Raw genomic sequence first — 26702 nt, 5'->3', positions numbered from 1 at the left:
CGCCGAGACACGTCGGCGTTCATCGGTGTGCGTCGGGGCGAGTCGCCGATGCAGCCCGCGCGCAGCCGCCGAACGAGTCCCGTGCACCTGAACGAGCCCGTACATCCGAACGAGCCCCGTGCACCTGAACGAGCCCCGTGCACCTGAACGAGCCCCGTAGCCCGAGCCGGCCCGGCGGCCGCGACGCGAGCCCCGCGGCGCTCCTTCTTTCTACGACCTGATCGCGTCGATCACATTGCTGCGCGTCGCGATGACGGCGGGGATGAACCCTGCGAGCAGCCCGACTCCGACGCTCACCACGATGCCAAGCACCGCCGCATCCACCGGGAACGGCACCGAATCGGTCAGCCCGAGCCCGCCCGTGATCGCCTGTTGGACAAGCGGATTCTGGAGCGTGACGATCGCGCATCCGATCCCGACAATGCCCGCGAGCAGCGTCCCGACCACGCTCTCGAGCAGGATCGAGAAGAACACCCGGCCTCCCGTCGCGCCGAACGAACGCCGGATGCCGATCTCGCGCACCCGCTGCTTCACCGTCACGATCGACAAGTTCACGAACCCGATCGTGCCGACCAGGAGCACGATGCCGCCGACCGCCGTCACGAGGATCTGCACCGCAAGGAACGGGTCGTCGCCCCAGGACAGGTAGTCGATGCGCTGCGCCTCGACCGAGCCACCCTCGCCGAGAGCTGCCTTCAGGTCGCGCACGATCTGGCTCGACAGTTCCTCGTGGTTTTCGAGCGGCAACCACAGCTCGTAGGTGGGGAACGTCGCCGAGGATCCCTCGCTGCCACCCATCGACGGGTCTGAGACGAAGCTGCTCATCATCCCGCCGCCCATCATCCCGCCGCCGTTCGAACTGGCGCCGATGAGATGCTGGGCGTCGCTCAGCACGTACAACTGCTCCGGGTAGTCGGGGTAGATGTTGGCGGAGACGCCGACCACGACGGCCGTCGTCGGCGCGGATCCGGCGACCTGAAGCGTCGGATGCTCTGCCATCGAAGGATTACCCAGCCGGTTCCACATCGTCTCGTTGATGACCACTGCCGGCGCCAAGCGATCCGAGTCGGAGGCGGCCAACCAGGAGCCCTCCAGTAGCTTCACTCGGTGCATCTCGCCGAAGGGCGGGTCGACGATCATCGACTCGACGTCGGCGACCCCGTCAACGAACTGGATGCGCGTCGACCCGTATCCGGACATCGACTGGTACGTGATGCCGTACCGCTCGATGGCGGCAGCGTACGCCGCCTCGTAGATCGCCACCTTCTCGTCGGTGGCCTCACTCGACACCATGAGCTGGTAGCTCGCGGGGCGCCCACTCGAACGCTCGGAGACCTCGATCGACGACTGCCTCGTGATCGAGCCCAGCCCCGTGACGGCAACGATCGCGAAGACGGCGATGCCGATGCCGACAAGCGCGAGCGTCACCCGAACGCGGTGCACACGAAGCTCATCCCATGCCTCGATGAACGCCCCGGCGATCTGCGTGAACCAGCTCACGAGGTTGCGCCTTCCGGGTGATGCGCGGTCGAGTGCAGGCCCGGATCCGAGTCCAACCCGAGGTCCAGTTGCGGGTCAGAGCTCGCCCGCAAGCTTGCATCTGCGTGGTGCCCCGCCCCAGACGGCACCAGCACGCCCGCGTCGAGGCGCAGCATCCGGTCAGCCCTGGCCGCGACGCTCTCGTCGTGCGTGATCGTGACGAGCGCGGCCCCTGTCTCCTTGGAGATATCGGCGAGCAGCGTCATGACTCGAGCGCCGGTCTCGACATCGAGCGCGCCGGTCGGCTCGTCAGCGAGGATCACGCGCGGGCGGCGCACAATGGCGCGCGCGATCGCGACGCGCTGCTGCTCACCGCCGGAAAGCCTGGTCGGGAGCGAATCGAGCCGATGATCGAGCCCCACGTCGGTGAGGGCCTCGCGGGCGAGCGCGTCACGACGCCAGAACGAGCGGTCGCGTGCGTAGAGCAGCGGCATCGCGACGTTCTCCGTCGCTGTCCGACCTTCGAGCAGATTGAACTGCTGGAACACGAAGCCGATCTGCGCCCCGCGCATCCGGTCGCGAGCTCGCAGGCGCAGCGCTGCGGTGGGCTTGCCGTCGAAGAGCAGCTCGCCGCTCGTGGGCGCATCCAGGAGCCCGAGGATGTTCAGCAGCGTCGATTTGCCCGACCCGGAGCGGCCGACGATCGAGAGGTGCTCGCCCTCCTCGATCTGCAGGTTCACGCCGCGCAGGATGTGCAGCTCGCTGTCGTCTGCCGCGCGTACCGACTTCGAGATTTCGCGGAGCTCGATGAACGCCACGTCAGCCGCCCAGCATCCCGCAGACCTCGGTGCCGCTCATCGGGTCGATGAAGCAGTCCTCGGGGCTTGCCTGGTCGGCGCCTGGCACGAACTCGAGCACGATGTCGGTCTCGGAGACTCCCTCGGTGATCTGCACGAGTGTGCCGTCGGTGAGGCCAAGCTTCACGGAGCGCTCTTCGATCGCGCCGTCGGCCCCCTGTACAAACACGACCCCCGTCTCCGCCTGCCCCTTGACCGCTGTGATGGGCAGCGTGAGCACGTTCTCCGCGACCCCGCCGTGCAGCACCACGTTCGCCTCGAGGCCCGGGAAGACGGTGACCTCTGCGGGAACCCGGCACGTCACCGTCGTCGTGTCCGTCGTCTCGGCACCACCGGATGCGCCGTTCGGGTCCTGAGCCGCGCTGCTGCTCTTCGCCGCGGCACCAGACGCGATCCGGAGCTCCGTGCACGTGAACGGTGCTGGGCCGGCCGTGATCGTGACCTGCGCATCCGCGGGCGTCGTCGCGAGGCGGTACAGCTGCGCCGGCGGGATGGTGCCCTTAACGATGAAGCTCGCCGGCGTGATCGACACGGGGGCCTCGCCGACGGTTACCTGCTGCTCTGCGATGAGGTTCAACTTCGTGATCGTGCCAGAGGTGGGAGCCACGATCTCGTTCCACTCATACTCGGGCTCCGCGGCCGGAGCTGTCTGGGTCTCGCCGTTCGCATCCGGTGCCGTGGGAGCCGCGGCCGGCGGCGTCTTCTCGTTGCGGATCGACGCGAGCACGTCGCCCGCCTCCACCCGAGCACCCTGCGTCGCGTAGACCGCGTCGATCGTGCCCATCATGGGCACCTTCGCGTCGACGGCGGCCGACTCCTGCACGTTTGCGGTCAACGTGACGTCATTGGTGATCGTGCCGAGGACGGGGCTGATGGTCGGCTCGACGATCTCGCCAGTCGGCAGAGCGGCGGACTCCTCCGGCGCGGAGCTGAAGAACGCGATCTTCACGAGCGCCACGGCGATGACAGCCACCAGGAGAATCTTGATTCCGGGCCAGACCCATGACTTCCACACGCGCACGCCGATCCCCAATCTGTCCGCGCCGCAGGACTGCGACGAGATCTGCGGGTCGCGGCAGCCCGATCCGGCTGCCGACCCCGCGCACAAGGTAGCAGGGGCCTACGACACTGGGCGGGCGCATCCTGGACCCGGGCACTCGCCCCCTGCGACAATGAGACGTGACCACTTCAACTCCTGACCTCGGCCTGCTCCTCGACGTCGACGGCCCCATCGCGAGCCCCGTGACCCGCACGATCGCGATCCAGAGCATCCTCGACGACCTCGTCTCGCTTGCCGCGGCGGGAGTCCCGATTGCGTTCATCACGGGACGCTCCGAGCAGTTCATCCGCGAACGCGTCATCGAGCCGCTCTTCGAGAACGGCCTCGCCGATGCACTGAGCCAGCCGGGTGCACGCATGTTCGGCGTGTACGAGAAGGGCGGAACCTGGTCGGCGATTTCACCCGAAGGGATGAGCGAGCTGCAGATCGACGAGTCGGTCGTGCCGCCCGCCGCCTACGTCGCGGCGATTCGTGAGCTCGGCGAGGGGGAGTTCAGTGACGTCCTCTTCTTCGACGAGACGAAGAAGGCCATGATCTCGGTCGAGCAGCGCACCGACGTCAGCTCCGAGACGTATCTCGAACGGCAGAAGGCCTTCGACGACGCCGCGTTCGAGCTCGCCGCGCAGCAGGGGGTCGGCATGCGCCACGGCGATCGCGAGGCACCGGATGCACAGGGGCTTGTCCCGTTCCGCATCGACCCGACGATCATCTCCACCGACATCGAATCGGTGAAGCTCGACAAGGATCACGGCGCTCGTCGTGCCCTCGCCGAGTTCGCTGAGGCCGGTCCGCTCCCGAAGCGCTGGCGCTCCGTCGGCGACTCCCGCAGTGACTACAAGATGTCGGACGAGCTGCATGCCACCGGCTACGACGCCGCGCATGTCGACGTCCGTCCCGCTGACGGCATCCTCGACAAGGACTACGACGTCATCACGTTCGGCGACCTCATCCACGACGACGCAGGGGCCGCGTTCCTGCGCGAATGCGTGCGCGAGCTCGGGCTGGAGAGCTAGGCCCCGCGGGCTGCCCTTGCCCATCTGCGGGCACAGACATGCGAGAAATGCAGGCTCGTTCCGCGATGAACATGCGTGTCCCATAGGTCTGTGCGGCGGCGTCGCATGGTGTGGCCTGTTCTGCCAGAGTTAGCGGATGCAGAACTTCGGGGAGAGGGCCAGCGCGCGTCAGGCGGCCGCGGTCATCGGCGCGGCAGTTGCACTGCTGGTGGTGACGACGGTGCTGCTCGTGCCGCATGAGGGCTGGGGCATGTGCATGTTCTCCGGCTCCGAGCCCGATGGCGGCTTCGATCTCGGCTGGTTTGTCGGCTTCGGCGTGCAGCTCGGTGGGTGCTCGACTGCCTGGACCTCGCTCGTCGGTATACCCACCGGCTATGTGCTGTGGGCCGGCGTGCAGATCCTGGTCATCGCTGCCGCGGTCTTGGCCCAGGCCCTGCTGCTGGGCCGTGAAGCGAAGCGGATCCCATAGTCGGCTCGGTTCGGCTCGGCTCAGCTCGGCTTGGTTCGGTTCGGTTCGGCTCGATTGGATCGGCGCGACCGGCCCTCAGCCCAGCGTGATCCGTAGCGCCGCAGCGGCTTCGCGCGCCCGCTGCCGGGCCTCATCGACGTCGGCGCCGCGCGCGAGGGCAACCGCCACCCGGCGCTTGCCCGCGACGTTCGGCTTCCCGAAGAGCCGCAACTGCGACGTCGGGACCGCGAGTGCAGTATCCACACCCCCGATGACCGGCACGCCCGTCCCCTCGGCGAGCACAGCGCAGGAAGCGGCCGCCGGCTCCCCGGCTCCCGCCCCGATGCGCAGGGGCTCAGACACGGGGAGGCCAAGCACGGCCCGCGCGTGCAGGGCGAACTCCGACACGTCTTGCGAGACGAGCGTCACCAGGCCCGTGTCGTGCGGGCGAGGCGACACCTCGGAGAAGAGGACGTCGTCACCGACGATGAACAGCTCGACGCCGAACAGCCCGTAGCCACCCAGCGCATCCGTCACCGTCTTTGCGACGATCTTCGCCTTCTCGAGTGCCGCCTCCGGGAGCGCGGCGGGCTGCCACGACTCGCGGTAGTCGCCGTCGACCTGCGTGTGCCCGACGGGCTCGCCGAACACCGTGCCGCCGACGTGGCGCACCGTGAGCAGCGTGATCTCCGAATCGAACGGCACGAAGCCCTCGACGATCACCCGGCCGCGCCCCGTGCGCCCGCCCTCCTGCGCGTAGTCCCATGAGGCCTGGATGTCGTCGGGCTCGCGGATCACCGACTGGCCCTTCCCTGACGACGACATAACCGGCTTCACGACGCAGGGCAGTCCGACGGCCTCGATAGCTGCGGCGAACTCGGTGAAGGTGTCGGCGAAGCGGTACGGCGACGTCGAGAGTCCGAGCTCCTCCGCCGCAAGCCGACGGATGCCCTCACGGTCCATCGTGAGCTGCGTCGCCCGCGCGGTCGGCACGACGCGCGTGCGCCCCTCTGCCTCGATCTCGGCGAGCACCTGCGTCGCGATCGCCTCCACCTCGGGAATCACGATGTCGGGACGCTCGAGCGCCAGCACGGCGCGTAGCGCGACGGGGTCGAGCATGTCGACGACATGACTGCGGTGCGCAACCTGCATCGCGGGGGCGTTGGCGTACCGGTCGACGGCAACCACCTCGACGCCGAGGCGCTGCAGCTCGAGCGCGACCTCCTTGCCGAGCTCGCCAGCGCCGAGCAGCAGCGCGCGCGTCGAAGCGGGGGTGAGCGGGGTGCCGAGGGTGCCGTCCGTCATGCACGCATTCTCCCACCGCCACGTTCCGTGCGGGCGCGTCGGCCTCATGGTCGATTCGAGGGCGAACTGCTCCCCTGCCGTTGCCGTTCGAGACGGAGTCACGCGTGCTGACGGGGGAGACTCGGCACGTCGAGCATGCAGCGCACGCACTTCGCCCCCGAATTGGCAGCGGGGCTGTCGCCTGGTGGAGTCTGCTTCCTGTCGGAGGAGCCTGCTTCCTGTCGGAGGAGCCTGCGCTCGCGAGCGGTCCCTAGACGCCAGCCGAGGCGGCGCTCTGCCACGCGGCCCAGAGGCGCGCGTACTCGCCGTCGCGCTCGACGAGCTCGTCGTGGCTACCTTGCTCGACGATCTGCCCGGCGCGGAGGACGACGATGCGGTCGGCGACTTGCGCCTGCGACAGTCGGTGCGCGACGACAACCGAGGTGCGGCCGTGGGTTGCCGCCGTGAGCGCCGCGTCTAGGCCAAGCGGGTCATCGCCCCCGCCCTCAGCGGTGGCCTCGTCGAGCACAACGACCTCTGGGTCGCGCAGCAGCACGCGTGCCAGGGCAAGCTGCTGAGCGGCGGCACCGTCGAGGGCGAGACCGGATGCGCCGACCGGAGTCTCGAGACCCGCTTCGAGGTCCAGCAGCCATTCGGCTCCCACGGCCCGCACCGCTGCCTCGAGCCGCTCGTCGCTTGCCGACGGTGACCCGAAGCGCAGGTTCTCGGCGATCGTGGCTGCGAACACGTGGATCTCCTGCGTGACGAGCACGACGCTCGCGTCGCGCTCTCGGCTGGCCGCGGGTCGCCCGCCCACCGTCACGGTGCCGTCCGTCGGGTCGAAGGCGCCGACGATGAGCTGCGCGAGGGTGCTCTTGCCGGAGCCGCTCTCGCCGACGAGCGCAACCCGTTCGCCCGGCGCGACAGTCAGGCTGACGCCGGCGAGCTGCATCCGCTCACCGTCGTAGCTGAAATCGACCGCGTTGACTGCAATGGCGGGGATCGTCGGGGTCTCCTCTTGTGGCGCCGCCGCGAGTTGGGGAGAAGCCTCGCCACCCTGGCTGTTGCGCTCGTCGTGCTTGTGCTCCTCGACGTGCTCATCCCGTCGATCGGCCGCGACGACTCCGACGAGCCTCGCGAGGCCGACCCCGGCGAGCTGCAGCTCATCGATGCTCGACAGGAGCGACCCGATGGGTCCGAAGAGCGCGAGGAGGTAGAGGGCGGCCGCCGTGGCGCCGCCGATCGAGACGGCGCCCCCGTGCACAAGCCAGAAGCTCACGATCAGGATCGCCGCGACGCCCAGGTATTCGCCCGTGTTGAGCCGCCCGAAGAACGTCGTTCGGATGCGCGCGGCCTCGTACTGGAGGCCGATGGAGCGCAGGCTGCGCGAGTCTACTTCGGCGAGCTGATGCGCCTGGCGGCGGTGGGCGCGGATCGTGTCGGCGCCGCTGACGCTCTCGATGATGACCTGCCCGCGTTCCGCCTCCGCGACCCGCATCTCCGTGTACACGGGCCGGGATCGGCGGATGAACGACCTGGTCGCGAGCACCTGCACGGGCACGGCGACGAGCGCCGCGAGCCCAAGCCACGGGTTGATGACGGCGATACCCGCCAGCGACAGCACGATCATGAACGACGATTGCGTCACGGCGGGCAGCACGCCTGAGGCCGCCTCGGTCACCGACTCGACGTCGCCCGTCACGCGCGACACGATGTCCGACGAGTTGGAACTCTCGGCCTGGCCCGCGCGCATCCCGAGCACGACGCTCATCGCGTCCTCGCGGAGTCCGCTCACGAGCTCCTGCACGAGCGCGACCAGCAAGCGGATGCCCGCGTAGGCCAGCAGCGCCGAGACGGCCGTAACGACAAGCAGCAGCACGCCCGGCAGGACGAGTGCCGCAACCCCGGAACCGCCGGTGACGAGGTCCACGAGCCAGCCCAAGAGGCGCGGCACGAGCAGCGTCGACGAGGATCCGCCGAGCAGGAGTAGGACAACGGCGAAGATCCGGGGCCGGGATGCGCGCAGCCGGTCGGCGACGGCGCGCGCCGTCTCGCGGCCCGTCGCGATGGGGAGGATGGCCGGAGCCGATGCGGGTGTCGCCCCGGTGGTGTTCTGCGTCATCTGCGTGTCAGCTCCTCGTCGGCGCTCGTGGTGGTGGTGACGTCCTGCGCGTCAGCGGCGTCGCTGCCTCCCGCGCCCGCGTCGCCGCGGCGCGAGATGCCTGGCGACCCCGCCTCCACCTCCACGACCCGGTCGCAGGCCGCGAGCAGCAGGGGGCTGCGAGTGATGAGCAGTGTGGTGACGGGATGCGCGCGAAGCGACTCGGCGACGCGCGCCTCGGTTGCCGGGTCGAGCGCGGAAGCGGGCTCGTCGAGCACCAGCACGTGCGCGTTGCTCGCGAAGGCGCGGGCCAGCAGGACGCGCTGGCGTTGGCCGCCCGAGAGGCGACGGCCACGTTCGCCGAGCTGGCGGTCCCAGCCGAGTGCCGAGACTTCCGTGAGGGCGGCGCGCTCGGCCGCGGATTCGAGGTCGGTGCTGGAGGCGGACGAGCGTGACTCCGACCCTGGCTCTGCCCCCGCCTCCACAAGCAGGTTCTCCTCGAGCGTCGCCGAGAAGACGGTCGCGTCGTGGGGCGGCGCGAAGACGAGGCGGCGGTAGGCGTCCGGGCCCATCGTGCGTGCATCCAGACCGGCGACGGTCAGTTCGCTGTCCTCAATCGCAGTCCGGAACGCGAGTGTCGACGCGAGCTCGCGCGCCGCCGCGGGCGTAGAAGGCCGGATGCCGACGAGCGATCCGGGGGCCACGTCGATGACGCGCCCGTCCGGGGCGCGCCACACAAACGCCGCGGGGGCGGCTGAGGATGCGCGGACCGCATCCACGAGTTCGGCCCCGCCGGTGTGCGTGTCCTCGATGGGCACGGCGTGATCCTCGGCGAGAACCGCGACGATGCGGACCGCCGACGCACGCTTGTGGAGCCAGTTCGACGCGAACGTGCCGACGTGCGCGAGCGAGCCCTGCAGGTACTGGCCGAGCCCGACGACGGCGACGAGTTCGCCGAGCGTGATCTGCCCGAGAGAAGCGAGGGCCGCTGCGGAGAAGGCGAGCAGCGCCAGGAACGCGCCGGATGCGATGCCGCTGACCGCGAGGTAGCGCTGAATGCCGCGGTTCGACGCGATCGCACCGATCTTCGCCTCGGCGCTCGCGTCAAGGTACCTGCGGGTGGCCTGCGGCTGGGCCCGGATGCCGCGGATGATGCGGAGCCCCGCCACGAGGTCGGTCGCCACGTCGCTGGCGGCGCTCGCGGACGCCTGCTCTCGCGCGCCGCGCGCCTCGATGGGCTTGGATGCCGCGTGCATGCCGACCAGGATCAGCAGCGACGCGACCAGGACCCCGACGCCGAGGGGCACCGAGATTGCGAGGAGGGCGGCTGACGAAACGAGGATCGCCGCGGCGCTCGCGCCCTGCTGCACGACCGACCACGAGACACCTGCGACCCGGTAGCTGTCTGACGTCGTGATCTGCAGCAGCTCGCCAGGGCTGCGGCGGCTCGTGACACCGTTCGGATGCAGGACTCGCGTCAGCAGTGAGCGCCGCAACTCCAGCTCGCCGTGGCCGTAGATGCGCACCATGAGCCGGGCCGCCCAGCGGTAGGAGAACGAGAGCACGAGGAAGTTGGCGAGCAGCACGGCGAGCCACAGCGCGAGTTGCGTGGCGTCGTTCGTGACGATGGTGCGGTCCATGATGACGCCCACGAGGACCGGCACGAGCGCCTCCGCGGCTTCGTGCACAACGTAGCCGAGGGTGGCAAGGGAGAGCCGCCAGTTCCGCCCGGACGCGAAGAGCGCGTCCCGCATGACGGATGCTGGGGTCGGGGGCAGGGGCTTCTCACGGGGCATCAGTTGATAGTAAGGTTGACCTAAGTCCCGTTAGTGATGCGTTCGGCCAACTTCTGTTGCGTTGCGGACAACCAGGAGATTCACCGTGTTCCAGGCGCTCGAACTCAGCCCAGGGCCTGCGACCGTCGAGGTCAGGCCGGCGGGCATCCCCGCACCCTTCCTCCTCACGACCGCCGTGCTTGCAGGCCCGAACCTCGGCGAACCCGAGCCGCACATGCATCCAGAGGGCATGATTATGTGGCCATCCCGGGGCAGTGTCGTCGTGCTCGTCGAGGGCGCCATGCGCACGCTCGCCGTCGGCCAGGGCATCTGGGTGCCGCCGTTCACGCCACACACGATGGAGGTCGACGCGTCCTCGACCGGATGCTGCACCTACTTCACGCCCGAGGTCGCCCCCGACTGGCACTCGGTTGGCACCGTGCAGCTGGGCGCCGCGTTCCGCGAGCTGCTGCTCCACCTCGCTGAGTCGCCCATGGAGGTCGACCAGCGATTGCGGGCGCAGACCGTCGTGATCGAGCTCCTCCCCGAAGCGACAAGCTACGTCGAGACCGTGCCCGTGCCGCGCGACGAGCGCCTCGCGCCGTTGGTGCGCCGCGTGCTCAACGATCCAGCGGATGACCGCGGCGTCGAGGCCTGGGCCTGGCAGCTCTCGCTCAGCGTGCGCACGATCGCCCGCATCTTCGCGGCTGAGGTCGGCATGACCTTCTCGCACTGGCGCACCATGGTGCGCATGGCCGCCGCCGCGCGGATGCTCGCCGACGACCTGCCCGTCGGGACCGTCGCGGGACGGGTGGGCTACGCCACGACGAGCGCGTTCAGCGCAGCCTTCCGCCGCGCCATGGGCTCGAAGCCAAGCGACTGGCGGCCGTAGCTCGTCACGCACCGGCCCCCGACCGCCGGCTCTAGTCGAGCGGTCGGAGGCCTTCGTCGAGCCGTCGAGCCGTCGAGCCGTCGAGCCGTCGAGCGGTCGAGCGGTCGGTCGGGCGAGCGGTCGGTCGGGCGATCGGTCGAGCCCCGCCCGCCGGTCCGCCCCTTCGTTTCGGGATGGCTTCCGCACTTCGGGATGGCTTGCAACCCATCCCGAGGTGCGGAACCCATCCGGAGTCGAATAGTTGCAGCGGTTGCAGCGGTTGCAGCGGTTGCCGGGGATGCTTTGGTTGCGCGCGGTCTGTGGGCAGGGCGCCGCGTGCTCGGCAGGGCGTCAGGCGTCAGGAGTCCGACGCGCGGCGCTCCGGGCCCGGAAGGAAATGCATCTGCTCGAACCTTCCGTACTTGACGACAAGCGCCTCGACGAGATCGCGCTGGTCCTCGTCGTCGATGCGGATCTGCATGTGTCCGTTGTAGAGCAGCAGGTCGTGGGCGTTGGAGAAGATGAGTCGCTCCCAGCGGCTGGACCAGAGGCGACGCCCGCGCTCGTCGAACGCGACGAGGTCCTCGTCCGTGAGCGTCACCATTGCGACACCGTCGCTGCCGCGCACGATGAGACCCACGGGGAACTCGCTCTTCTCGTACTCCTCGAAGTAGGCGTTGAAGCCGACGAGGGCCATCGGATGCACGGAGCGAAGTTCCCGGGAGACGCGGGAGACCCGCATCTGCCTCATCTCGGGGAGCTTCTCCGGGGCATCCTCCGCAGCTTTGTTCTTGGAAGCGCCTTTGTCTTCGGCGGCGCCCTTGTCCTCCGCTGCTGCGTCGTCTTCCGCGTCGGTCGTTTCGGCCGGTGCCACAGTCGATTCCTCGTCTTCGAGAGGGACCGCGACGAGAGTGCCGGGCTTGTGGGTCTCGAGCCACATCTCCCAGAGGCGCTGCTCACTTGCCGGGAACGAGCCGGCCGAGGTGACGTACGGCTGGTCCTTGCCGATCACACGGTGCTTGTACTGCCACACGGGCAGGCGCCGCTGGCGGGGGCGGATGCTGAGGTCGCCGAACGCGACGATCGCGCCGATCGCGATGACAGCGAGCACGAAAATGACGAGCAGTCCCCCGAACAGCGCGTCTTGATTCACTCTCGAAGCGTAGCGCGGCACGAGGCCGGTTTCGCGCCGTCGGCTCCGCGACGGGTGGGCGGGACCGTGGCAGGAATGCGACGCCGAGTGTCCGCGGAGCGATACGTCACATCCGTAGGCTCGGTGTGTTCTGAGGTTAGCCTTACCTCTAGCGTTTGTACTTCTGTCGAATGGAGCCACCTTGACCTCGACTGTCAGCCGCCGCCCGTCCACCTCCTCCCGGACCTCCCCGGTCCGGCCGGCGCACCGCCGCTGGACAGGAGCCCTCGCGGCGGCAACCGTTGCAGTCCTCGCCCTTGCGGGATGCGCATCCGGTGACGCCGCGGCGGCGGACGGCGTAACGGCAACGGCAGCCGAAGAAGGTGCCCTGCCGGTGACGATGAAGCACGCCCTCGGCGAGACGACGATCACCGAGGCACCAGAGCGCGTCGTGACGATCGGCTGGGCGACGCAGGACGTCGTCGCCGCGTTCGGCACGGTCCCCGTCGGGATCCCCGAGACGTGGGGCGGGGACGAAGAGGGCTACTCGCCTTGGTTCCGCGCTGAGGTCGAGGAGCTCGGCGGCACGATGCCGGAGATCCTGAACTACAACGACGCGAACGAGCTCGACTTCGAGCAGGTGCTCGCCCTAGAGCCCGACGTGATTCTCGCCCCGCACTCCGGCCTCACCGAGGTCGAGTACAACCGCCTCAGCGAGATCGCCCCGACCGTCGCGTACCCCGAGAAGCCGTGGGCTTCGGAGTCGTGGCAGTCGCTTGTCGAGATCGTCGGCGACAGCCTCGGCCAGCCCGCGAAGGCCGACGAGATCATCGCGGAGACGCAGAGCAAGCTCGACGCCGTCAAGGAAGAGAACCCCAGGTTCGCTGACACGACCTTCGCATACGGCCTCACCCTGAGCGACGGCGCAACGGAAGCCGGCATCTACATCCCGAGCGACCTGCGGGTGCAGTTCCTCACCGAGCTCGGCCTGCAGAACACGCCAGCCATGGAAACCGTGCTCGGCACCGTCGAGGGTGACAACTGGTACGGCGCCGTGAGCCTTGAGGAACTCGACACGATCCCCGCCGACATCTTCGTCGCCTGGTCCAACAGCGAGGAAGAGCTCGACTACACCCTGAACCACCCCACCTTCAAGCTGTGGGAGCCCATCGCGACCGGCCACTACCTCTTCCTCGAGAGTGAGCCCCTCGCGATGGCCACGAACGCGCCGACGCCCCTCTCCATCCCGTGGGCAATCGACGAGTTCGTTCCCATGCTCAACTCGGCCATCGACGGCAACGGCGTCGGAGGCGCAGAATGACCTACCGCACCGCATCCGGAACTGAAGCGACCGAGTACGAGGAGCGCATCCACCGCGCCGTCGTGACCGGGGTGAAGCAGCTCGGGCCTGGGATGATCCGCGTCACGCTGGGTGGCGACGACCTGCTCGACTACCCGACGACGGGCATCGGCGACGAGTACGTGCGCCTCTTCTTCCCCGACGAGGCACACCTCGAACCGCGCCTCCCCTTCGTCTCCGGCCGCGGCTGGGACTACGAGGAGGGCGTCGAGCCGTCGCAGATGCGCACGTACACGATCCGCGACCACCGACCCGGCGAGATCGACATCGACTTCGTCATCCACGAGAGGGGTATCGCGAGCACGTGGGTGCTCGGCGCGAAGCCCGGCTACGTGCTCGGCATCAACCCGCCGCGCGACCTCTACGCGCTGCCGGAGGGGGTCACGAAGCAGATGCTCATCTGCGACGAGCCAGCACTCCCAGCCGCCCTCCGCGTGGCCGAGCTCACGCCGGACGTCGAGACGGAGATCGTCTGTGAGATCCGGGATGCGGGCTACGAGCTGTTCCCTGCGGCCGACCTGAAGGCGGCGAATTGGGTGCGTGGCTCCGGCAACGGGCACCGCCCGAGCCGCCTCGTCGAGACCGTCAAGCGACTCGACATCCCAACAGACGGCAGCGTCTACGTGTGGGTCGCCGGGGAGACGCGCGTGACCCGCGAGGTGCGCAGCCACCTCCGTCACACGCTCGGCCTGCCAGGCTCCGCTTACAAGGTCGTCGGCTATTGGACCTACGAGGTCGAAGCCTGGACGGCCAAGTGGGAGGCGCTCGACGAGTCCATTAAGCAGCAGATCATGGACTTGTACGGGGAGTCCGAAGACGGCGAACAGGTCGATGAGGAAACCCGCATCGACGAGGTCTTCCGCATCTACGCCTCGGTCGGGCTCTAGTCGCATCGTGGTCGCAGTCAGCACTGCAGGGCCGCGGGCAACAGGGGCTATTCCAGGCTCGGGCGCCCGCGGCAGCCGCCCGGATTCTCGCGGCAGCGGCCTGGATGCACGTGGCAGCGGCCTGGCGAGCAGCAACGCGAAGCGCACCCTGGCGCTGGTCATCGCCCTCGCGGTGCTGGCCAGCACGGTGCTGTTGAGCATCTTCGTGGGTGCCCGCGCCATCGCGCCCGAAGTCGTCTGGGAGAGCCTCCTCGGCTCGCGGGCGACGGAGGAGCACGTCATGGTGCTCGACCTGCGCATCCCCCACACCGTCGTGGGACTCGTCGTCGGTCCGGCGCTCGGCCTGTGCGGCGCCCTCATCCAGGCGTTCACCCGGAACCCGCTCGCCGACCCCGGCCTCCTCGGCGTCAACGCCGGCGCGAGCTTCGTCGTGACGCTCGCGGTCGGGATCTTCGGTTTCACGGCTCCAGGCCAGTACGTGTGGTTCGCGCTCATCGGGGCATTCCTCGCGACCATGCTCGTCTACGCCATGGGATCCGTCGGCGGTGGCAAGGCGACACCCTTGGCTCTCACCCTGGCGGGGGTCGCGATCAGCGCCGTGCTCGGCGGGTTCACCTCGGCGATCGTGCTGAAGAACATCGACGCCCTCAATGTCACCCGCTTCTGGGGCGTCGGCTCCATCGGCGGCAGGTCGATGGAAGTTGTGCTCACGTGCCTTCCCCTCATCGTCCTCGGCGTGCTCACCGTGTGCGTCGGCGGCATCTACCTCGCCTGGCTGCTCGTCCACGAGCAGGTCACGAAGAAGGGACGTCAGTGATGACGATCAAAGCTCACACCATTCCGGACACCACCCAGGCGAAGCCAGCCGCATCCGCTGCGAGCGCAGCTGCCAGCGCTGCCGGCACCGCCGACCTGCAGGCCCGTTCCGTGCATGTCGGCTACGACGAGCAGCGGATCATCGAGGGCCTCGACTTCGACCTGCCCGCTCACTCGTTCACGGTCATCATCGGCCCGAACGCGTGCGGCAAGTCGACGCTCCTGAAGGCGCTCGCGCGGCTCCTCAAGCCGAGCGTCGGCGGCGTGCTGCTCGATGGCACCGACATCTTCACGCTCAAGACGAAGGACGTCGCGAAGCGCCTCGGCCTGCTGCCGCAGACGTCGCTCGCGCCGGAGGGCATCCGCGTCGCCGACCTCGTCGCGCGCGGCAGGTTCCCGCACCAGGGTATGTTCGACCGCTGGTCGGAGGCCGACGAGCGTGCCGTGAGCGCGGCGATGGCGGCGACGCGAGTGGATGCACTGTCGTCGCGGTTCGTCGACGAGCTGTCCGGCGGTCAGCGGCAGCGTGTGTGGGTTGCGATGGCGCTCGCGCAGGAAGCGCCAGTGCTGCTGCTCGATGAGCCGACGACGTTCCTCGACATCTCGCACCAGTACGAGCTGCTTGAGTTGTTCCGCCGGCTGCGAGGCGCGGGGCGCACGCTCGTCGCCGTGCTGCATGACCTCAACCAGGCGGCCCGCTTCGCGACACATCTCGTGATCATGCGCGACGGCGAGATCGTGGCGCAGGGCGAGCCGGGCGAGGTGCTCACGGCGGAGCTCGTCGAGGACATCTTCTCGCTGTCCTGCCGGATCATCGACGACCCCGAGACGGGCACGCCGCTCGTGATCCCACGCGAAGGGGTGTGGGCGGAGTAGGGGGCGGGGCCCTCTGCAGACCGGTGCTTTGCGTCGTTCCCCGTGCAGACCGGGGCTTTGCGCATCCGCTTCTCGCAAGCTGGCTGTAGAAGCCCTAGGGCTCGCGCGGCCCCTCTGCAGACATAGCTTCCGTAGACCTGGGGGGTTGCGCACCCGCTCCGCGCGGGGTGGATGAAGTAGCCCCAGGTCTGCGTTCGGCTCCTGCGCACATGTTGGGGGTTGCGCATCTACAGCAGGACAAGCGGATGCGTGAGGCCCAGGTCTGGGCCAGCGGGCGGGAGTTCGCGCCACGGGGTGGCGCCGTTGGCCCTCTCCGAAGAAGAGTGGCGCCACCACGTGGTCGTTGTTTGGGGCCGCCGACGCAAGGAGGCGCGTCGGCGACCCCGATCTCGGGGCGGCTCTGCCGGCGCGCATGCCGTGCAGAAGCCGCCCTGCTTAGAGGCCCTGCGCCAGGCGGTAGTAGGCCTGGTTCCAGCGCACTTCCTTGCTGAACTCGCGCAGGGTGGTGTCGGCGTCGATGCGCAGCAGCTCGGTCTTCGCGATGGTCGCGAAGTCCTCGAACACGTCGATGCCGACCGCGGTCGACATGACCGTGTGGTGCGCGGCACCCGCCGTCAGCGAGGCGGCGGCCGACACCTCGAACGAGGGCTCTGGCTTCCACACGGCGCGGCCGACGGGCAGCTTCGGCAGGGGAGCGGTGGGCTCGACGACCTCGACGACGTTCGCGACGAGGCGGAACCGGTCGCGCATGTCGCTGAGTGCAACAACCACCGCGGGGCCCGGGTCGGCCGTGAAGACGAGGCGCACCGGGTCGTCCTTGCCTCCGATGCCAAGCGGATGCACCTCGAGGGTCGGCTTGGCGACCGTCAGGGAGGGGCTCACCTCGAGCATGTGCGCGCCCAGGATGAGCTCGCTGCCCTCCGTGAGGTCGTACGTGTAGTCCTCCATGAGGCTCGCGCCGCCCGGCAGGCCAGCACCCATGACGTTCGCGGCCCGCACGAGGATGGCCGTCTTCCAGTCGCCCTCCGCGCCGAAGCCGTAGCCCTCCGCCATGAGCCGCTGCACGGCGAGCCCCGGCAGCTGCTTGAGCTCGCCGAGGTCCTCGAAGCTCGTCGTGAAGGCGCTGAAGCCGCCGGCCTCGAGGAACGAGCGCAGGCCCAGCTCGATTGCCGCACCGTCGCGCAGCGACTGGTGGCGCTCGGCGCCGCGACGCAGCTCGGGGGCGACGTCGTACAGCTCCTCGTATTCGGCGACGAGTGCATCCACGGCAGTGTCATCAACCGCGGCTACGGCGTCGGCGAGCTCGTTGACGCCCCACGTGTTGACCTGCACGCCGAAGCGCAGCTCGGCCTCCGTCTTGTCGCCCTCGGTGACGGCGACGAAGCGCATGTTGTCGCCGAAGCGGGCGAGCTTCATGGTGCGCACGGCCTGCCAGGCGGCCGCGGCGCGCGACCAGCTGTTGATCTGCCGCGTCACGCTCGTGCTCGACGCGTGTCCCACAACCGTCTTGCGGGGGATGCCGAGGCGCGTCTGGATGTACCCGAACTCACGGTCACCGTGCGCCGCCTGGTTGAGGTTCATGAAGTCGAAGTCGATGTCGGCCCACGGCAGCTCGACGTTGGCCTGCGTGTGGAGGTGCAGGAGCGGCTTCGCGAGCGAGTCGAGGCCCTGGATCCACATCTTCGCGGGGCTGAAGGTGTGCATCCACGCGACGATGCCGATGACGTTGTCGTTCGAGTTGACCTCGAGGGCAGCGCGGCGGATGGCGTCGGAGTCGGTGAGCACCGGCTTCCAGACGATCTTCACGGGCGTGTTCGGCGACTCGTTGAGAGTCTCGACGATGGCCTGCGACTGGTCGGCGACCTGACGCAGCGTCTCCTCGCCGTAGAGGCCCTGGCTGCCGGTGAAGAACCAGATCTCCGCAGCGTCGAAGGAAGTGGGGAGTGCGCTCAACTGAGGGCTCCTGTCGGGTCTTGTCCGTAGACGTTCTGGTAGCGGTCGAACAGCGAGTCGACGGCCTGCTGGGGGATGGGGTTAGGGCTGCCGAGCTGGCGGGAGATGTGCACGGTGCGGGCGACGTCCTCGACCATGACGGCCGCCTTGACGGCGTCGCGGGCGTCCTTGCCGATGGTGAACGGGCCGTGGTTCTTCATGAGCACGGCCCGCGAGCGGTGCCCGCGCAGCGTCTCGACGATGCCGCGCCCGATCGAGTCGTCGCCGATGATCGCGAACGGCCCGACGGGGATCTCCCCGCCGAACTCATCCGCCATGGCTGTGATGACGCAGGGGATCGGCTCGCCGCGCGCTGCCCAGGCAACCGCGTAGTCGGAGTGCGTGTGAACGACCCCGCCCACCTCGGGCATGTTCCGGTAGACGTAGGCGTGTGCAGCGGTGTCGCTCGAGGGGGAGCGATCGGAGCCGGGTGTGCCCGGAATGACCTCGCCGTCGAGGGTGCAGAGGATCATGTTGTCGGCGGCCAGGTCGTCGTAGCTGACACCGGATGGCTTGATCACGAAAAGCTCGGTGCCGGGCACTCGGCCGGAGATGTTGCCGCCCGTCCAGACGACAAGCCCGTAGCGCACGAGTTCGGCGTGGAGAGCCGCTACCTCGGCGCGGATCGTGTCGATGCTCGCCTGAGTTTCAGGCGTGATGGTCTGGATGCTCACGCGCTGACCTCCTCGTGGGTTGCGAGTGCGGATGCGGATGGGTCTGCTGCGGCGGCAGGGGATGCGGCTCCCTCGGCTGTCGATCCGCCGGCGATCGCCTCGCGGCGGCGCCGCTTGAGGCGCTTCATGACCTGGTTCGCGCCCCGCCCGAAGTGGTCGTGCAGCAGGTCGTACTCGGCGTACAGCTCGTTGTAGGCGGCCACGGCGTCGGGGTTCGGCGTGTACTTGGCGCGCGTCACCCGGCCTATGGCGGCGGCCGCGGCACGCGCATCCGGGTACGCGCCTGCGGCGATCGCCGCGTGGATCGCGGAGCCGAGCGCCGGCCCTTGCGCGCTGTCGATCGTCGAGATCGGCATGCCGAGGATGTCGCTGTAGGTCTGCATGAGGAACGCGTTCTTGAGCAGGCCGCCGGCCGCGATGAACTCGGTGACCGGGACGCCCGAGGCGTTGAAGGTCTCGACGATCTTGCGTGTGCCGAAGGCGGTCGACTCGAGCAGGGCGCGGTAGACGTCTTCCGCCTTGGTCGCGAGCGTTGCCCCGACGAGCAAGCCGGAGAGCTCGTGGTCGACGAGCACGGAGCGGTTGCCGCTGTGCCAGTCGAGTGCGATGAGGCCGTGCGCGCCGACGGGCTGCGCTGCCGCGAGGTTGGTGAGGTGCTCGTGCACCGAGATGCCAAGTTCGGCCGCCGCGCGCTCGTAGCGCGCGGGCACCTGGTTCTCGACGTACCACGCGAAGATGTCGCCCACGCCGGACTGGCCGGCCTCGTAGCCGTAGAGCCCCGCGACGATGCCGCCGTCCACGACCCCGCACATCCCTGGCACTTCCGCGAGCTTGTCGGAGCTCATGACGTGGCAGGTGGAGGTGCCCATAATGGCGACCATCTGGCCGGGCTCGGTCGCCGCGGCGGCCGGGGCGGTGACGTGCGCGTCAACGTTGCCGGCCGCGACCGCGATGCCCTCTGGCAGGCCGGTCCAGGCCGCTGCCTCCGCCGAGAGCGTCCCGGCGGCGTCGCCGAGCTGGCCGATCTCGTGCGCGAGCTTGTCGTCGGCGAAGCCCGCGAAGTCGGGGTTGAGGGTGGCGAGGAACTCGCGGCTCGGGTACTCGCCGTCCTGCAGGATGCCCTTGTAGCCGGCCGTGCAGGCGTTGCGGATGTAGGTGCCGGTGAGCTGCCAGACGATCCAGTCGGCCGCTTCCACCCAGTGGTCCATCGCGGCGTACACTTCGGGGTCTTCCTCGAGGAGCTGCAGGCCCTTCGCGAACTCCCACTCGCTCGAGATGAGGCCGCCGTAGCGGGCGAGCCACTTCTCGCCTCTGAGGTCGGCGAGGTCGTTGATGCGGTCGGCGTGGGGCTGCGCGGCGTGGTGCTTCCAGAGCTTCACGTAGGCGTGCGGGCGGGTTTCGAAGCCGGCAACCTCGCTGAGGGGAGTGCCGTCGGCGAGCGTCGGCACCATCGTGCAGGCCGTGAAGTCGGTGCCGATACCGATGACGTCGGCCGGGTCGATGCCCGCGTCGGCGATGGCGGCAGGCACGGCGACCTTGAGTACGTCGACGTAGTCGCTCGGCACCTGCAGCGCCCACTCGGGCGGGAGCTTCTCGCCCGTTGCTGGGAGCTGCTCGTCGACCACGGCATGCGGATACGGAAGCTCGCCGACGCCGAGCTCGGCGCCGTCGCGGACCCGGACGACGACCGCCCGGCCCGAGAGGGTGCCGTAGTCGACGCCGACGACGTAGGTCTCGCGCTGTGCTTCGCGCGTTTCGGTTGGCTCGCTCATCGTCGGCAGGTCTCCTTTGGCTGTGCCTCGAGGTCATGTGATCGATCACATTCTGTGGGAGAGGCTACGACAAGAACCTTGAAAAGGGAACCGGAGGCGCGTCCCGGGCCCGGGAATGCGTCGCATGGCCAAAGCGCGGCTTTGGGGCGAGGCGCGCTGCTCTGTCGGGCCGGCCGCTAGATCGGGGTGGGACCCGTGGATGCGCGCGTCACCAGCGTCAGCTCCGTTGCGGGTGTCGCGTCCCCGTCGTCCAGCAGCTGCTCGACGCAGCGGCGGCCCGCGACCGAGAAGTCCTGCCGGATCGTGGTCAGCGGCGGCCAGAAGTGGGCCGCCTCTGGGATGTCGTCGAAGCCGATGAGGCTGACGCGGCCCGGTATCTCGACGCCCAGCTCGTGGGCGGCGTGGAGCACGCCGAGCGCCAGCTGGTCGTTCGAGCAGAAGATCGCGGTGGCATCGGAAGTGAGCAATTCGCGGCCTGCCCCATAGCCGGCGGCCGGGGTCCAGGCCCGGGCGTCGACGTGCTGGGGTGACAAGCCGCGCTCCGTCATCGCGTGTTCGTAGCCATGCAGACGCGAGGTCGCGTCGAGCCAGTCGCCGGGCCCGGCGAGGTGCACGATCCTGGTGTGGCCGAGGTCGAGCAGGTGTTTTGTCGCGAGCTGGGCCCCGCGGAACTGGTCGAATGCCACCTCGACTCCATCGAGCGTCTCGCGGTTCTGCACCGTCACGAAGGGGATGCTCGTGTGCGTCGACTGCAGCGCCTCGAGTACCCGGGTCTGCGGGGCGACCGCGACGATGCCCTCGACCGCGAGCTCCGCGAGGCTCGCAAGGGCCGCATCCACCGAGGTCGGCGACAGCTCGTCGGCGTACTCGATGATCGTGCTGTAGCCGCGCGAGCGGGCCGCCTCGGTGATCGCCGAGATGCTCGATGCCGGCCCGAACTCGCCCTTCGACGTCGAGATGACGCCGAGCGTGCGGCTGCGCTTCGACGACAGGGTGCGGGCCGCGAGGTTCGGGCGGTAGTCGAGCTCGCGCATCGCATCCAGTACCTTCGCGCGCGTCGTCTCGCGCACGCTCGGGTGGTTGTTGAGCACGCGCGAGACAGTCTGGTGCGAGACACCGGCCGTCTTCGCGACGTCGAAGACGCTCGCGGCACGCGGCGTCGAGGCGGGGCTGGGAGTCGGCACGGGTTGATTATCTCCGATCGGCCGTCGGGCCCGGTCGGCCCGTGAAACGATGGTCACTTCGCGCTGGCCGTGTGCTGCCGCCAACCATTGCGTTTTCACCTGGCGAGCCTCCGTTCGCGAGCCTAAGCTCAACCCATGACCGGCATCAGGGCGGGGAACGCGCGTGTCTTCTCGGCCGCCCTCGCGGCGGCGGGCCTCCTGTTCCTCAGCGCCTGCTCGGCGAGCCCGGCCCTCACCATCGGGGCGGATGCACCCCCGTCCGTCAGCGAGACGCCTCCCGTCGAGACCGCACCCGGAGCCACCGGCGAGCAGTTCACGCCCGTCGTCGTCTCCGCCCTCGCCGCGCCCATCCCCGTGCTCGGCACGGATGAGCGCATCCACCTCGCCTACGAGCTGCAGCTCACCAACGGGTCGCCGTCGAAGGTGAAGATCCAGGCGGTCGAGGCGAGCAGCGGCGGAACGGTGCTGCAGGAGCTCGAGGGTGACGACCTGAACAACGTGATGCGCGTGGCCGGTGCCACCGACGGCGGAGGGCTTGAGCTCGGGCCTGGGCAGAACGCGACGGTGTGGATGGACGCGACCGTCGCATCCGACACCGACGTGCCTGACCGCATCGACCACACCGTCACCGTCGAGATGCCCAAGGCGCAACTGCCGCTGTACGAGAAGACCATCGCCGAGACCACGCAGGCCGTCGCCGTCGACAGACGCGAGGTTGCTGTCATCGGCCCGCCCCTCACCGGAAGCGGCTGGCTCGACGCCAACGGCTGCTGCGGCCTCACCGCGCACCGCGGTGCCGTCAGCCCCATCAACGGCACCTACTGGGCGCCGGAACGCTGGGCCATCGACTACGTCAAGCTCACCCCGACGATGAAGCTCTACGACGGGGCCCGCGACAACGCGCGCAGCTACCCCGGCTTCGGCGAGAACGTCATCGCCGTCGCCGACGGGCCCATCGTCGCCATCACAAGCGACCGCGAGGAGCAGAAGGCCGGCACAGCTCCCGGCCCCACGCTCACGCTCGACGAATACGGCGGCAACTATGTCGTGCAGGACATCGGCGGCGGCAACTACGCCTTCTACGCGCACCTCAAGACTGGAAACGCCTTCGAGCTCGAAGTCGGGCAGCAGCTCACGCGCGGAGACCGCCTCGGCCTGCTCGGCAACACCGGCAACACCGACGCCCCGCACCTCCACTTCCACATCATGGACTCCCCGAACCCCCTCGCCTCCAACGGGCTGCCGTTCGTGTTCGACACGTTCACGCTCGACGGCCAGGTCACCTCGCAGGCCGCCCTCGACGCCGGCGAACAGGGCAAGGGGTACGAGGTCGACAAGGCGAACGCGGGGGAGCGCACCGGCCAGGTGCCGCTCACCGGCGACCTCATGACCTACCCGGGCGAGTAGCGGGGGCGAGGCGGTGTGACCCGCGCCCTCTTTGACGGCTTCTTGCGGGTCTACCGGGTCTTGCGGGACTTGTGAGTCTCACGGGCACTCGCGGTTGCATCGCTGCCAGTCGATGTGCCCTTCAGGGGCGCCCCTCCGTGATCGCTGCCAGTCGATGTGCCCTCGAGGGTCGACCATGCGTGATCGCTGCCAGCCGATGTGCCCCTAAGGGGCGGCGTATAGGGCCATCTCTCTGGCAGCGATTGTGCTGGCTCGCGGCGGCGCGCGGGTGCTCTCAGGATGCGAGGCGTACCGTCGTGGCGTGAGCGTGCACATCCGCAGCATCGGCACCGCAGTACCCCCGACCGAGCTGCCGCAGACCCAGGCCCGTGACCTATTCGCAGGCCAGCCGGGCGTCAACCGCCTCGGTGCCCGCCTCATCGGCGCGGCGTTCGACGGCTCGGCGATCAACCGCAGGCACACGGTCGTGGATGCGCTCGCCGGCGGCTCCGACTCGGCCCTCGTCGCTGACGGGATCGTCCTCGACGCATCGACGGGTGCCCGCAACCAGCTCTACGCCGAGCGTGTCCCGGAGCTGCTGCTCGGCGCGGCCCGCTCCGCCCTCGACGGCAGCGGGCTCGAAGCATCCGACATCACGCACGTCGTCACCGTCTCCTGCACCGGCTTCTACGCGCCCGGCCCCGACTACGAGATCGTGCGCGGCCTCGGCCTGTCACCGCGCGTGCAGCGCTTCCACCTCGGCTTCATGGGCTGCTACGGCGCCTTCCCGGCGCTGCGGGCAGCGGATGCGTTCGCCCGCGCCGACCCGAACGCCGTGGTCCTTATCGTGTGCGTCGAGCTGTGCACCATCCACCTGACCAGCTCCAACGACCCCGAGCAGATCGTCGCCACCTCCGTCTTCGCCGACGGGGCCGCGGCAGCCCTTGTGACCGCACGCCCCGCGCCCGCTGGCACGAGCATCCTGAGCATCGACGCCCTCGAGAGCACCATCACCGACGAGGGCGAGTCGGAGATGGCCTGGACGATCGGCGACAGCGGGTTCCGGATGCGCCTCTCCGGGTACGTGCCGAGCATCATCGGGGCGTCGATCGAGGACGTCGTCGCGCCCCTGCTCGCGCCGACCGTGCCAGCTGAGACGCCGCTGTGGGCCATCCACCCGGGCGGGCGGAGCATCCTCGACAAGGTTGAGCAGTCGCTCGGGCTCACAGAAGAACAGCTCGCCCCGTCGCGCGGCGTGCTGCGCGACTACGGCAACATGTCGAGCGCCACCGTGCTGTTCATTCTCGAGCGGCTGCTGGCAGAGGGGGCCGACGACACGCACCTCGAGGGCGTCGGCGAGGCGCTCTGCGCGATGGCGTTCGGGCCGGGCCTGACGGTGGAGGTCGGTCGGTTCACGCGGATGCGCGCGTGAGGTTCGAGCGCGGCTTGGCGGTCTCGTGAACGTCACAGCTCCGAGGACGGTCCCGTCGGCAACCCGGTCGCTTGCCGCAACCCGCCGACCCCGAACGAGCGGCCCGCTGCAGTGAGTGCATCCCGTTCCCGCTTCTCGTTGCCACGCGACACGACCTCGCTCGAGCTCATGGACGACCCCGACTGCGACCGCGACCGCCTCTTCGCGACGTATGCCCAGTTCCGCGCCGTGAACGCGCTCGTGGCCGGGTGGCGGCGTGTGTATCTGCGCGACGTGCGGCCCGTGCTCGACCGGCGGCGCGCATCCAGGCTGCTGGATATCGGTTTCGGGGGCGGCGACATTCCGCTCGCCCTCACCTCGTGGGCGGCACGCGACGGACTCCGCCTCGAGGTGACCGCGATCGACCCCGATGAGCGGGCGCACGAGTTCGTGGAGTCGCGCGGGCTGACGCGGCTCGGCGTCGACTTCCGGGCGGCCTCGAGCGGCGAGCTCGTGGCGGCGGGGGAGCGCTTCGACATCGTCACCTCCAACCACCTGCTGCACCACCTCGACCCGGACGCGCTCGCCAGCCTGCTCGCCGACAGCGCGTCCCTCGCCCCGCTCGCCCTGCACAGCGACATCGAACGCGGACGACTCGCGCTCGCCGCGTTCGGCGCCGCGACGAAGCCCCTCGACCGCGGGTCGTTTGTGCACTACGACGGGACGCTGTCCATCCGCCGCAGCTACACGGCCCCCGAACTCCGTGCCGCGGTTCCGCAGGGCTGGCTCGTGCGATGCGAGCTCCCGTACCGGCTGCTGCTGACTCGAGACGAGACGCTCACACCGCAGGGGTGAGCGGATGCTCGTCCCGCCGAGAGCGCACGGCTCCAGCCTTCGCTTCAGGCCGCCCGTGTAGTTTCGGCGTCGTGAATGTGCCCCCGCTGCTGGTCGCCGCGACGACAAGCTACGCCGCCAACTGCGCGCTTGGGCTCAGCGTCGCGACCGGAGTGGTGCGAACCGGTCGCTGGCACTGGATCCACCACGCTCTCTACATCTGCACATCCGCGCTGACACTCGCCGCGGGCGTCGCGTTGCTCACGAGCCGCGACGAGCGCCGCCGCCGCGCCGGAAAGCTGCTGCTGCCGACCGCGGTGCCGCTCGCCGCGATCCCCTTCGCTGGCACCCACTCGCGGCGCCACCCGTCGCTCGCCCTCACCGCCGCACCCTTCTACGCGCTCGCGGTGCGCGCATCCACGCGCCGCTGACACCTGCAAGCCAAACACCCCTTCTTGGGCTTGTCCTGGCGATCGCTGGCAGCCGAATCGCCCTTCAGAGTGAGTGCTAGAGGGCCATTTCCCTGGCAGTGATCGCTCGGCACACGTTTCAGACTGATACGCCAGACTCAGCGCATGGAATTCCTCGACGTTCTGCGACGCCGCAAGACCACGAACGGCCCCTTCCTTCCCGATCCCGTCAGCGAGGAGCACCAGCGCCTCCTCATGGAGGTCGCCGGTCGTGCGCCTTCGCAGCTCAACAGCCAGCCGTGGCGATTCGTCGTTGTGGAGGCTCGCGAGACGATCGAGGCGATCGCGAGCATCAGCGGCGAGAGCATGACGACCGCGATGAGCAACGGCACGTTCTTCGAGCGCTACAAGCCGTACTTCCGGTTCAGCAAGGAGGAGATGGAGCAGCGGCGCGACGGGATGCTGTTCGACAAGCTCCCCGCACCGTTGCGGCCGCTCACGAGCCAGGTCTTCACGAAGCGTGGGCAGTTCCTCATGAACTCCCTGCGCGTGCCCAACACGCTCGGCGAAGAGAACCGGAAGCTCGTCGCCGGCTCCCCGCTGCTCCTCGGCGTCATGCTCGACCGCGCCGAATACCGGCCGGGCGAGCTGTCGTCGTTCTACTCGGTCTTCAGCATGGGCGCCGCGATGGAGAACATCTGGCTCACGACGGGCGAGATCGGCATGGGCATCCAGTTCGTGTCGTTCCCCATGGAGGTGCCCGGCCAATGGGACAAGATCGTCGACCTGCTCAAGGTGCCGGACGAGTTCGAGCTCATGGCCGTCTACCGCCTCGGCTACCTCCCCAAGGAGCAGCGCCGCCCCGCCATCGACTGGTCGTCACACCAGCGAAAGCTGCCCTCGCAGTACGTGTTCCGCGACACCTGCGAGACCCCACAGCGGGGATGGGACGAGGCTACGCCTTCGTCTGGCAGGTAGCTCGGGGCGGCCACGAACCCGCCGCAATTCCGTTTCGGGATGGGAACCTCGCTTCGTTGTGGGGAACTTCCCGCAACGAAGCGACTTTCCCATCCTGAGGTC

At 69.1% G+C, this 26702-nt stretch carries 24 protein-coding genes; 12 read left to right on the top strand and 12 right to left on the bottom strand.

Going from position 1 to position 26702, the window contains the following annotated elements:
- Window positions 1–210 precede the first annotated feature (210 nt).
- Genes FHX72_RS19800 through FHX72_RS15825 form a run of 3 tightly spaced genes read right to left on the bottom strand, consistent with a single transcriptional unit; the run spans window position 211 to window position 3309 of the window.
- Entirely contained in the window at window positions 211–1500 is a 1290-nt protein-coding gene (locus tag FHX72_RS19800) for an FtsX-like permease family protein (RefSeq protein WP_183626375.1), read from the bottom strand.
- Window positions 1497–2297, bottom strand: coding sequence for an ABC transporter ATP-binding protein (locus FHX72_RS15830; protein ID WP_082775045.1), 801 nt, complete (start codon window positions 2295–2297; stop codon window positions 1497–1499). The genes FHX72_RS19800 and FHX72_RS15830 overlap by 4 nt, the downstream gene beginning before the upstream one ends.
- A 1-nt stretch (window position 2298) precedes the next feature.
- The gene (locus FHX72_RS15825) at window positions 2299–3309 is read right to left on the bottom strand and encodes an efflux RND transporter periplasmic adaptor subunit (RefSeq protein ID WP_068492695.1); all 1011 of its coding nucleotides are present in this window, start codon (window positions 3307–3309) and stop codon (window positions 2299–2301) included.
- Window positions 3310–3515: 206 nt separating this feature from the next.
- On the opposite strand from FHX72_RS15825, the gene FHX72_RS15820 reads away from it, so the two are divergent.
- Window positions 3516–4409: a hypothetical protein gene (locus FHX72_RS15820; protein ID WP_183626373.1), complete on the top strand. Its 894-nt coding sequence runs from the start codon at window positions 3516–3518 to the stop codon at window positions 4407–4409.
- A gap of 136 nt (window positions 4410–4545) precedes the next feature.
- Window positions 4546–4878 carry a hypothetical protein gene (locus tag FHX72_RS15815; protein ID WP_068492698.1) on the top strand — a complete coding sequence of 111 codons (333 nt, stop codon included), beginning with the start codon at window positions 4546–4548 and terminating at the stop codon, window positions 4876–4878.
- Window positions 4879–4953: 75 nt separating this feature from the next.
- Here FHX72_RS15815 and purT read toward each other — a convergent pair whose 3' ends face one another.
- The 3 genes from purT to FHX72_RS15800 form a co-directional block, all read right to left on the bottom strand.
- Window positions 4954–6162, bottom strand: coding sequence for a formate-dependent phosphoribosylglycinamide formyltransferase (gene purT / locus FHX72_RS15810; RefSeq protein ID WP_183626371.1), 1209 nt, complete (start codon window positions 6160–6162; stop codon window positions 4954–4956).
- Window positions 6163–6412: 250 nt separating this feature from the next.
- Window positions 6413–8263 carry an ABC transporter ATP-binding protein gene (locus FHX72_RS15805; protein WP_183626369.1) on the bottom strand — a complete coding sequence of 617 codons (1851 nt, stop codon included), beginning with the start codon at window positions 8261–8263 and terminating at the stop codon, window positions 6413–6415.
- Window positions 8260–10038 carry an ABC transporter transmembrane domain-containing protein gene (locus FHX72_RS15800; RefSeq protein WP_183626367.1) on the bottom strand — a complete coding sequence of 593 codons (1779 nt, stop codon included), beginning with the start codon at window positions 10036–10038 and terminating at the stop codon, window positions 8260–8262. The genes FHX72_RS15805 and FHX72_RS15800 overlap by 4 nt, the downstream gene beginning before the upstream one ends.
- 85 nt (window positions 10039–10123) lie before the next feature.
- Here FHX72_RS15800 and FHX72_RS15795 point away from each other — a divergent pair, with 85 nt between their 5' ends.
- Complete coding sequence (locus FHX72_RS15795) at window positions 10124–10909, top strand: helix-turn-helix domain-containing protein (protein ID WP_068492706.1); 786 nt, start codon at window positions 10124–10126, stop codon at window positions 10907–10909.
- Window positions 10910–11246: 337 nt separating this feature from the next.
- On the opposite strand, the gene FHX72_RS15790 is transcribed toward FHX72_RS15795, so the two are convergent.
- Window positions 11247–12041, bottom strand: coding sequence for a hypothetical protein (locus FHX72_RS15790; RefSeq protein ID WP_183626365.1), 795 nt, complete (start codon window positions 12039–12041; stop codon window positions 11247–11249).
- A gap of 181 nt (window positions 12042–12222) precedes the next feature.
- Between FHX72_RS15790 and FHX72_RS15785 the strand changes: the two genes are divergently transcribed.
- Genes FHX72_RS15785 through FHX72_RS15770 form a run of 4 tightly spaced genes read left to right on the top strand, consistent with a single transcriptional unit; the run spans window position 12223 to window position 15959 of the window.
- Window positions 12223–13341 carry an ABC transporter substrate-binding protein gene (locus FHX72_RS15785; protein ID WP_183626363.1) on the top strand — a complete coding sequence of 373 codons (1119 nt, stop codon included), beginning with the start codon at window positions 12223–12225 and terminating at the stop codon, window positions 13339–13341.
- The gene (locus tag FHX72_RS15780; protein ID WP_183626361.1) at window positions 13338–14267 is read left to right on the top strand and encodes a siderophore-interacting protein; all 930 of its coding nucleotides are present in this window, start codon (window positions 13338–13340) and stop codon (window positions 14265–14267) included. Before FHX72_RS15785 ends, FHX72_RS15780 begins: the two co-directional genes overlap by 4 nt.
- A 7-nt stretch (window positions 14268–14274) precedes the next feature.
- Window positions 14275–15084, top strand: coding sequence for an iron chelate uptake ABC transporter family permease subunit (locus FHX72_RS15775; protein WP_221186993.1), 810 nt, complete (start codon window positions 14275–14277; stop codon window positions 15082–15084).
- Entirely contained in the window at window positions 15084–15959 is an 876-nt protein-coding gene (locus FHX72_RS15770) for an ABC transporter ATP-binding protein (protein WP_183626357.1), read from the top strand. The genes FHX72_RS15775 and FHX72_RS15770 overlap by 1 nt, the downstream gene beginning before the upstream one ends.
- Window positions 15960–16394: 435 nt before the next feature.
- Here FHX72_RS15770 and araA read toward each other — a convergent pair whose 3' ends face one another.
- From araA to FHX72_RS15750, 4 genes are all read right to left on the bottom strand, one after another.
- Window positions 16395–17912 (bottom strand): L-arabinose isomerase, encoded by a 1518-nt coding sequence (araA, locus tag FHX72_RS15765; protein ID WP_183626355.1) that lies wholly within the window; start codon window positions 17910–17912, stop codon window positions 16395–16397.
- Complete coding sequence (locus tag FHX72_RS15760; RefSeq protein ID WP_183626577.1) at window positions 17909–18619, bottom strand: L-ribulose-5-phosphate 4-epimerase; 711 nt, start codon at window positions 18617–18619, stop codon at window positions 17909–17911. Before FHX72_RS15760 ends, araA begins: the two co-directional genes overlap by 4 nt.
- Before the next feature lie 2 nt (window positions 18620–18621).
- Complete coding sequence (gene araB / locus FHX72_RS15755; protein WP_183626353.1) at window positions 18622–20397, bottom strand: ribulokinase; 1776 nt, start codon at window positions 20395–20397, stop codon at window positions 18622–18624.
- Window positions 20398–20573: 176 nt separating this feature from the next.
- Window positions 20574–21581: a substrate-binding domain-containing protein gene (locus FHX72_RS15750; RefSeq protein ID WP_183626351.1), complete on the bottom strand. Its 1008-nt coding sequence runs from the start codon at window positions 21579–21581 to the stop codon at window positions 20574–20576.
- Window positions 21582–21716: 135 nt separating this feature from the next.
- Here FHX72_RS15750 and FHX72_RS15745 point away from each other — a divergent pair, with 135 nt between their 5' ends.
- Together FHX72_RS15745 and FHX72_RS15740 are read left to right on the top strand one after the other, a co-directional pair.
- Complete coding sequence (locus FHX72_RS15745) at window positions 21717–22988, top strand: M23 family metallopeptidase (protein ID WP_183626349.1); 1272 nt, start codon at window positions 21717–21719, stop codon at window positions 22986–22988.
- Window positions 22989–23289: 301 nt separating this feature from the next.
- Complete coding sequence (locus FHX72_RS15740) at window positions 23290–24399, top strand: type III polyketide synthase (protein WP_183626348.1); 1110 nt, start codon at window positions 23290–23292, stop codon at window positions 24397–24399.
- Window positions 24400–24431: 32 nt separating this feature from the next.
- On the opposite strand, the gene FHX72_RS15735 is transcribed toward FHX72_RS15740, so the two are convergent.
- Window positions 24432–24569 carry a hypothetical protein gene (locus FHX72_RS15735; RefSeq protein WP_183626346.1) on the bottom strand — a complete coding sequence of 46 codons (138 nt, stop codon included), beginning with the start codon at window positions 24567–24569 and terminating at the stop codon, window positions 24432–24434.
- Between FHX72_RS15735 and FHX72_RS15730 the strand changes: the two genes are divergently transcribed.
- From FHX72_RS15730 to FHX72_RS15720, 3 genes are all read left to right on the top strand, one after another.
- The gene (locus tag FHX72_RS15730; protein WP_183626344.1) at window positions 24568–25233 is read left to right on the top strand and encodes a methyltransferase domain-containing protein; all 666 of its coding nucleotides are present in this window, start codon (window positions 24568–24570) and stop codon (window positions 25231–25233) included. The genes FHX72_RS15735 and FHX72_RS15730 overlap by 2 nt on opposite strands.
- A 71-nt stretch (window positions 25234–25304) precedes the next feature.
- Window positions 25305–25643 carry a hypothetical protein gene (locus tag FHX72_RS15725; RefSeq protein WP_183626342.1) on the top strand — a complete coding sequence of 113 codons (339 nt, stop codon included), beginning with the start codon at window positions 25305–25307 and terminating at the stop codon, window positions 25641–25643.
- Window positions 25644–25787: 144 nt separating this feature from the next.
- Window positions 25788–26600 carry a nitroreductase family protein gene (locus FHX72_RS15720; protein ID WP_183626340.1) on the top strand — a complete coding sequence of 271 codons (813 nt, stop codon included), beginning with the start codon at window positions 25788–25790 and terminating at the stop codon, window positions 26598–26600.
- Window positions 26601–26702 lie beyond the last annotated feature (102 nt).

Source organism: Pseudoclavibacter helvolus, assembly GCF_014191305.1.
Classification (GTDB): domain Bacteria; phylum Actinomycetota; class Actinomycetes; order Actinomycetales; family Microbacteriaceae; genus Pseudoclavibacter; species Pseudoclavibacter helvolus.
Note: the sequence above shows the minus strand (reverse complement) of the source record. Positions and strands in the feature narration are given on the sequence as shown.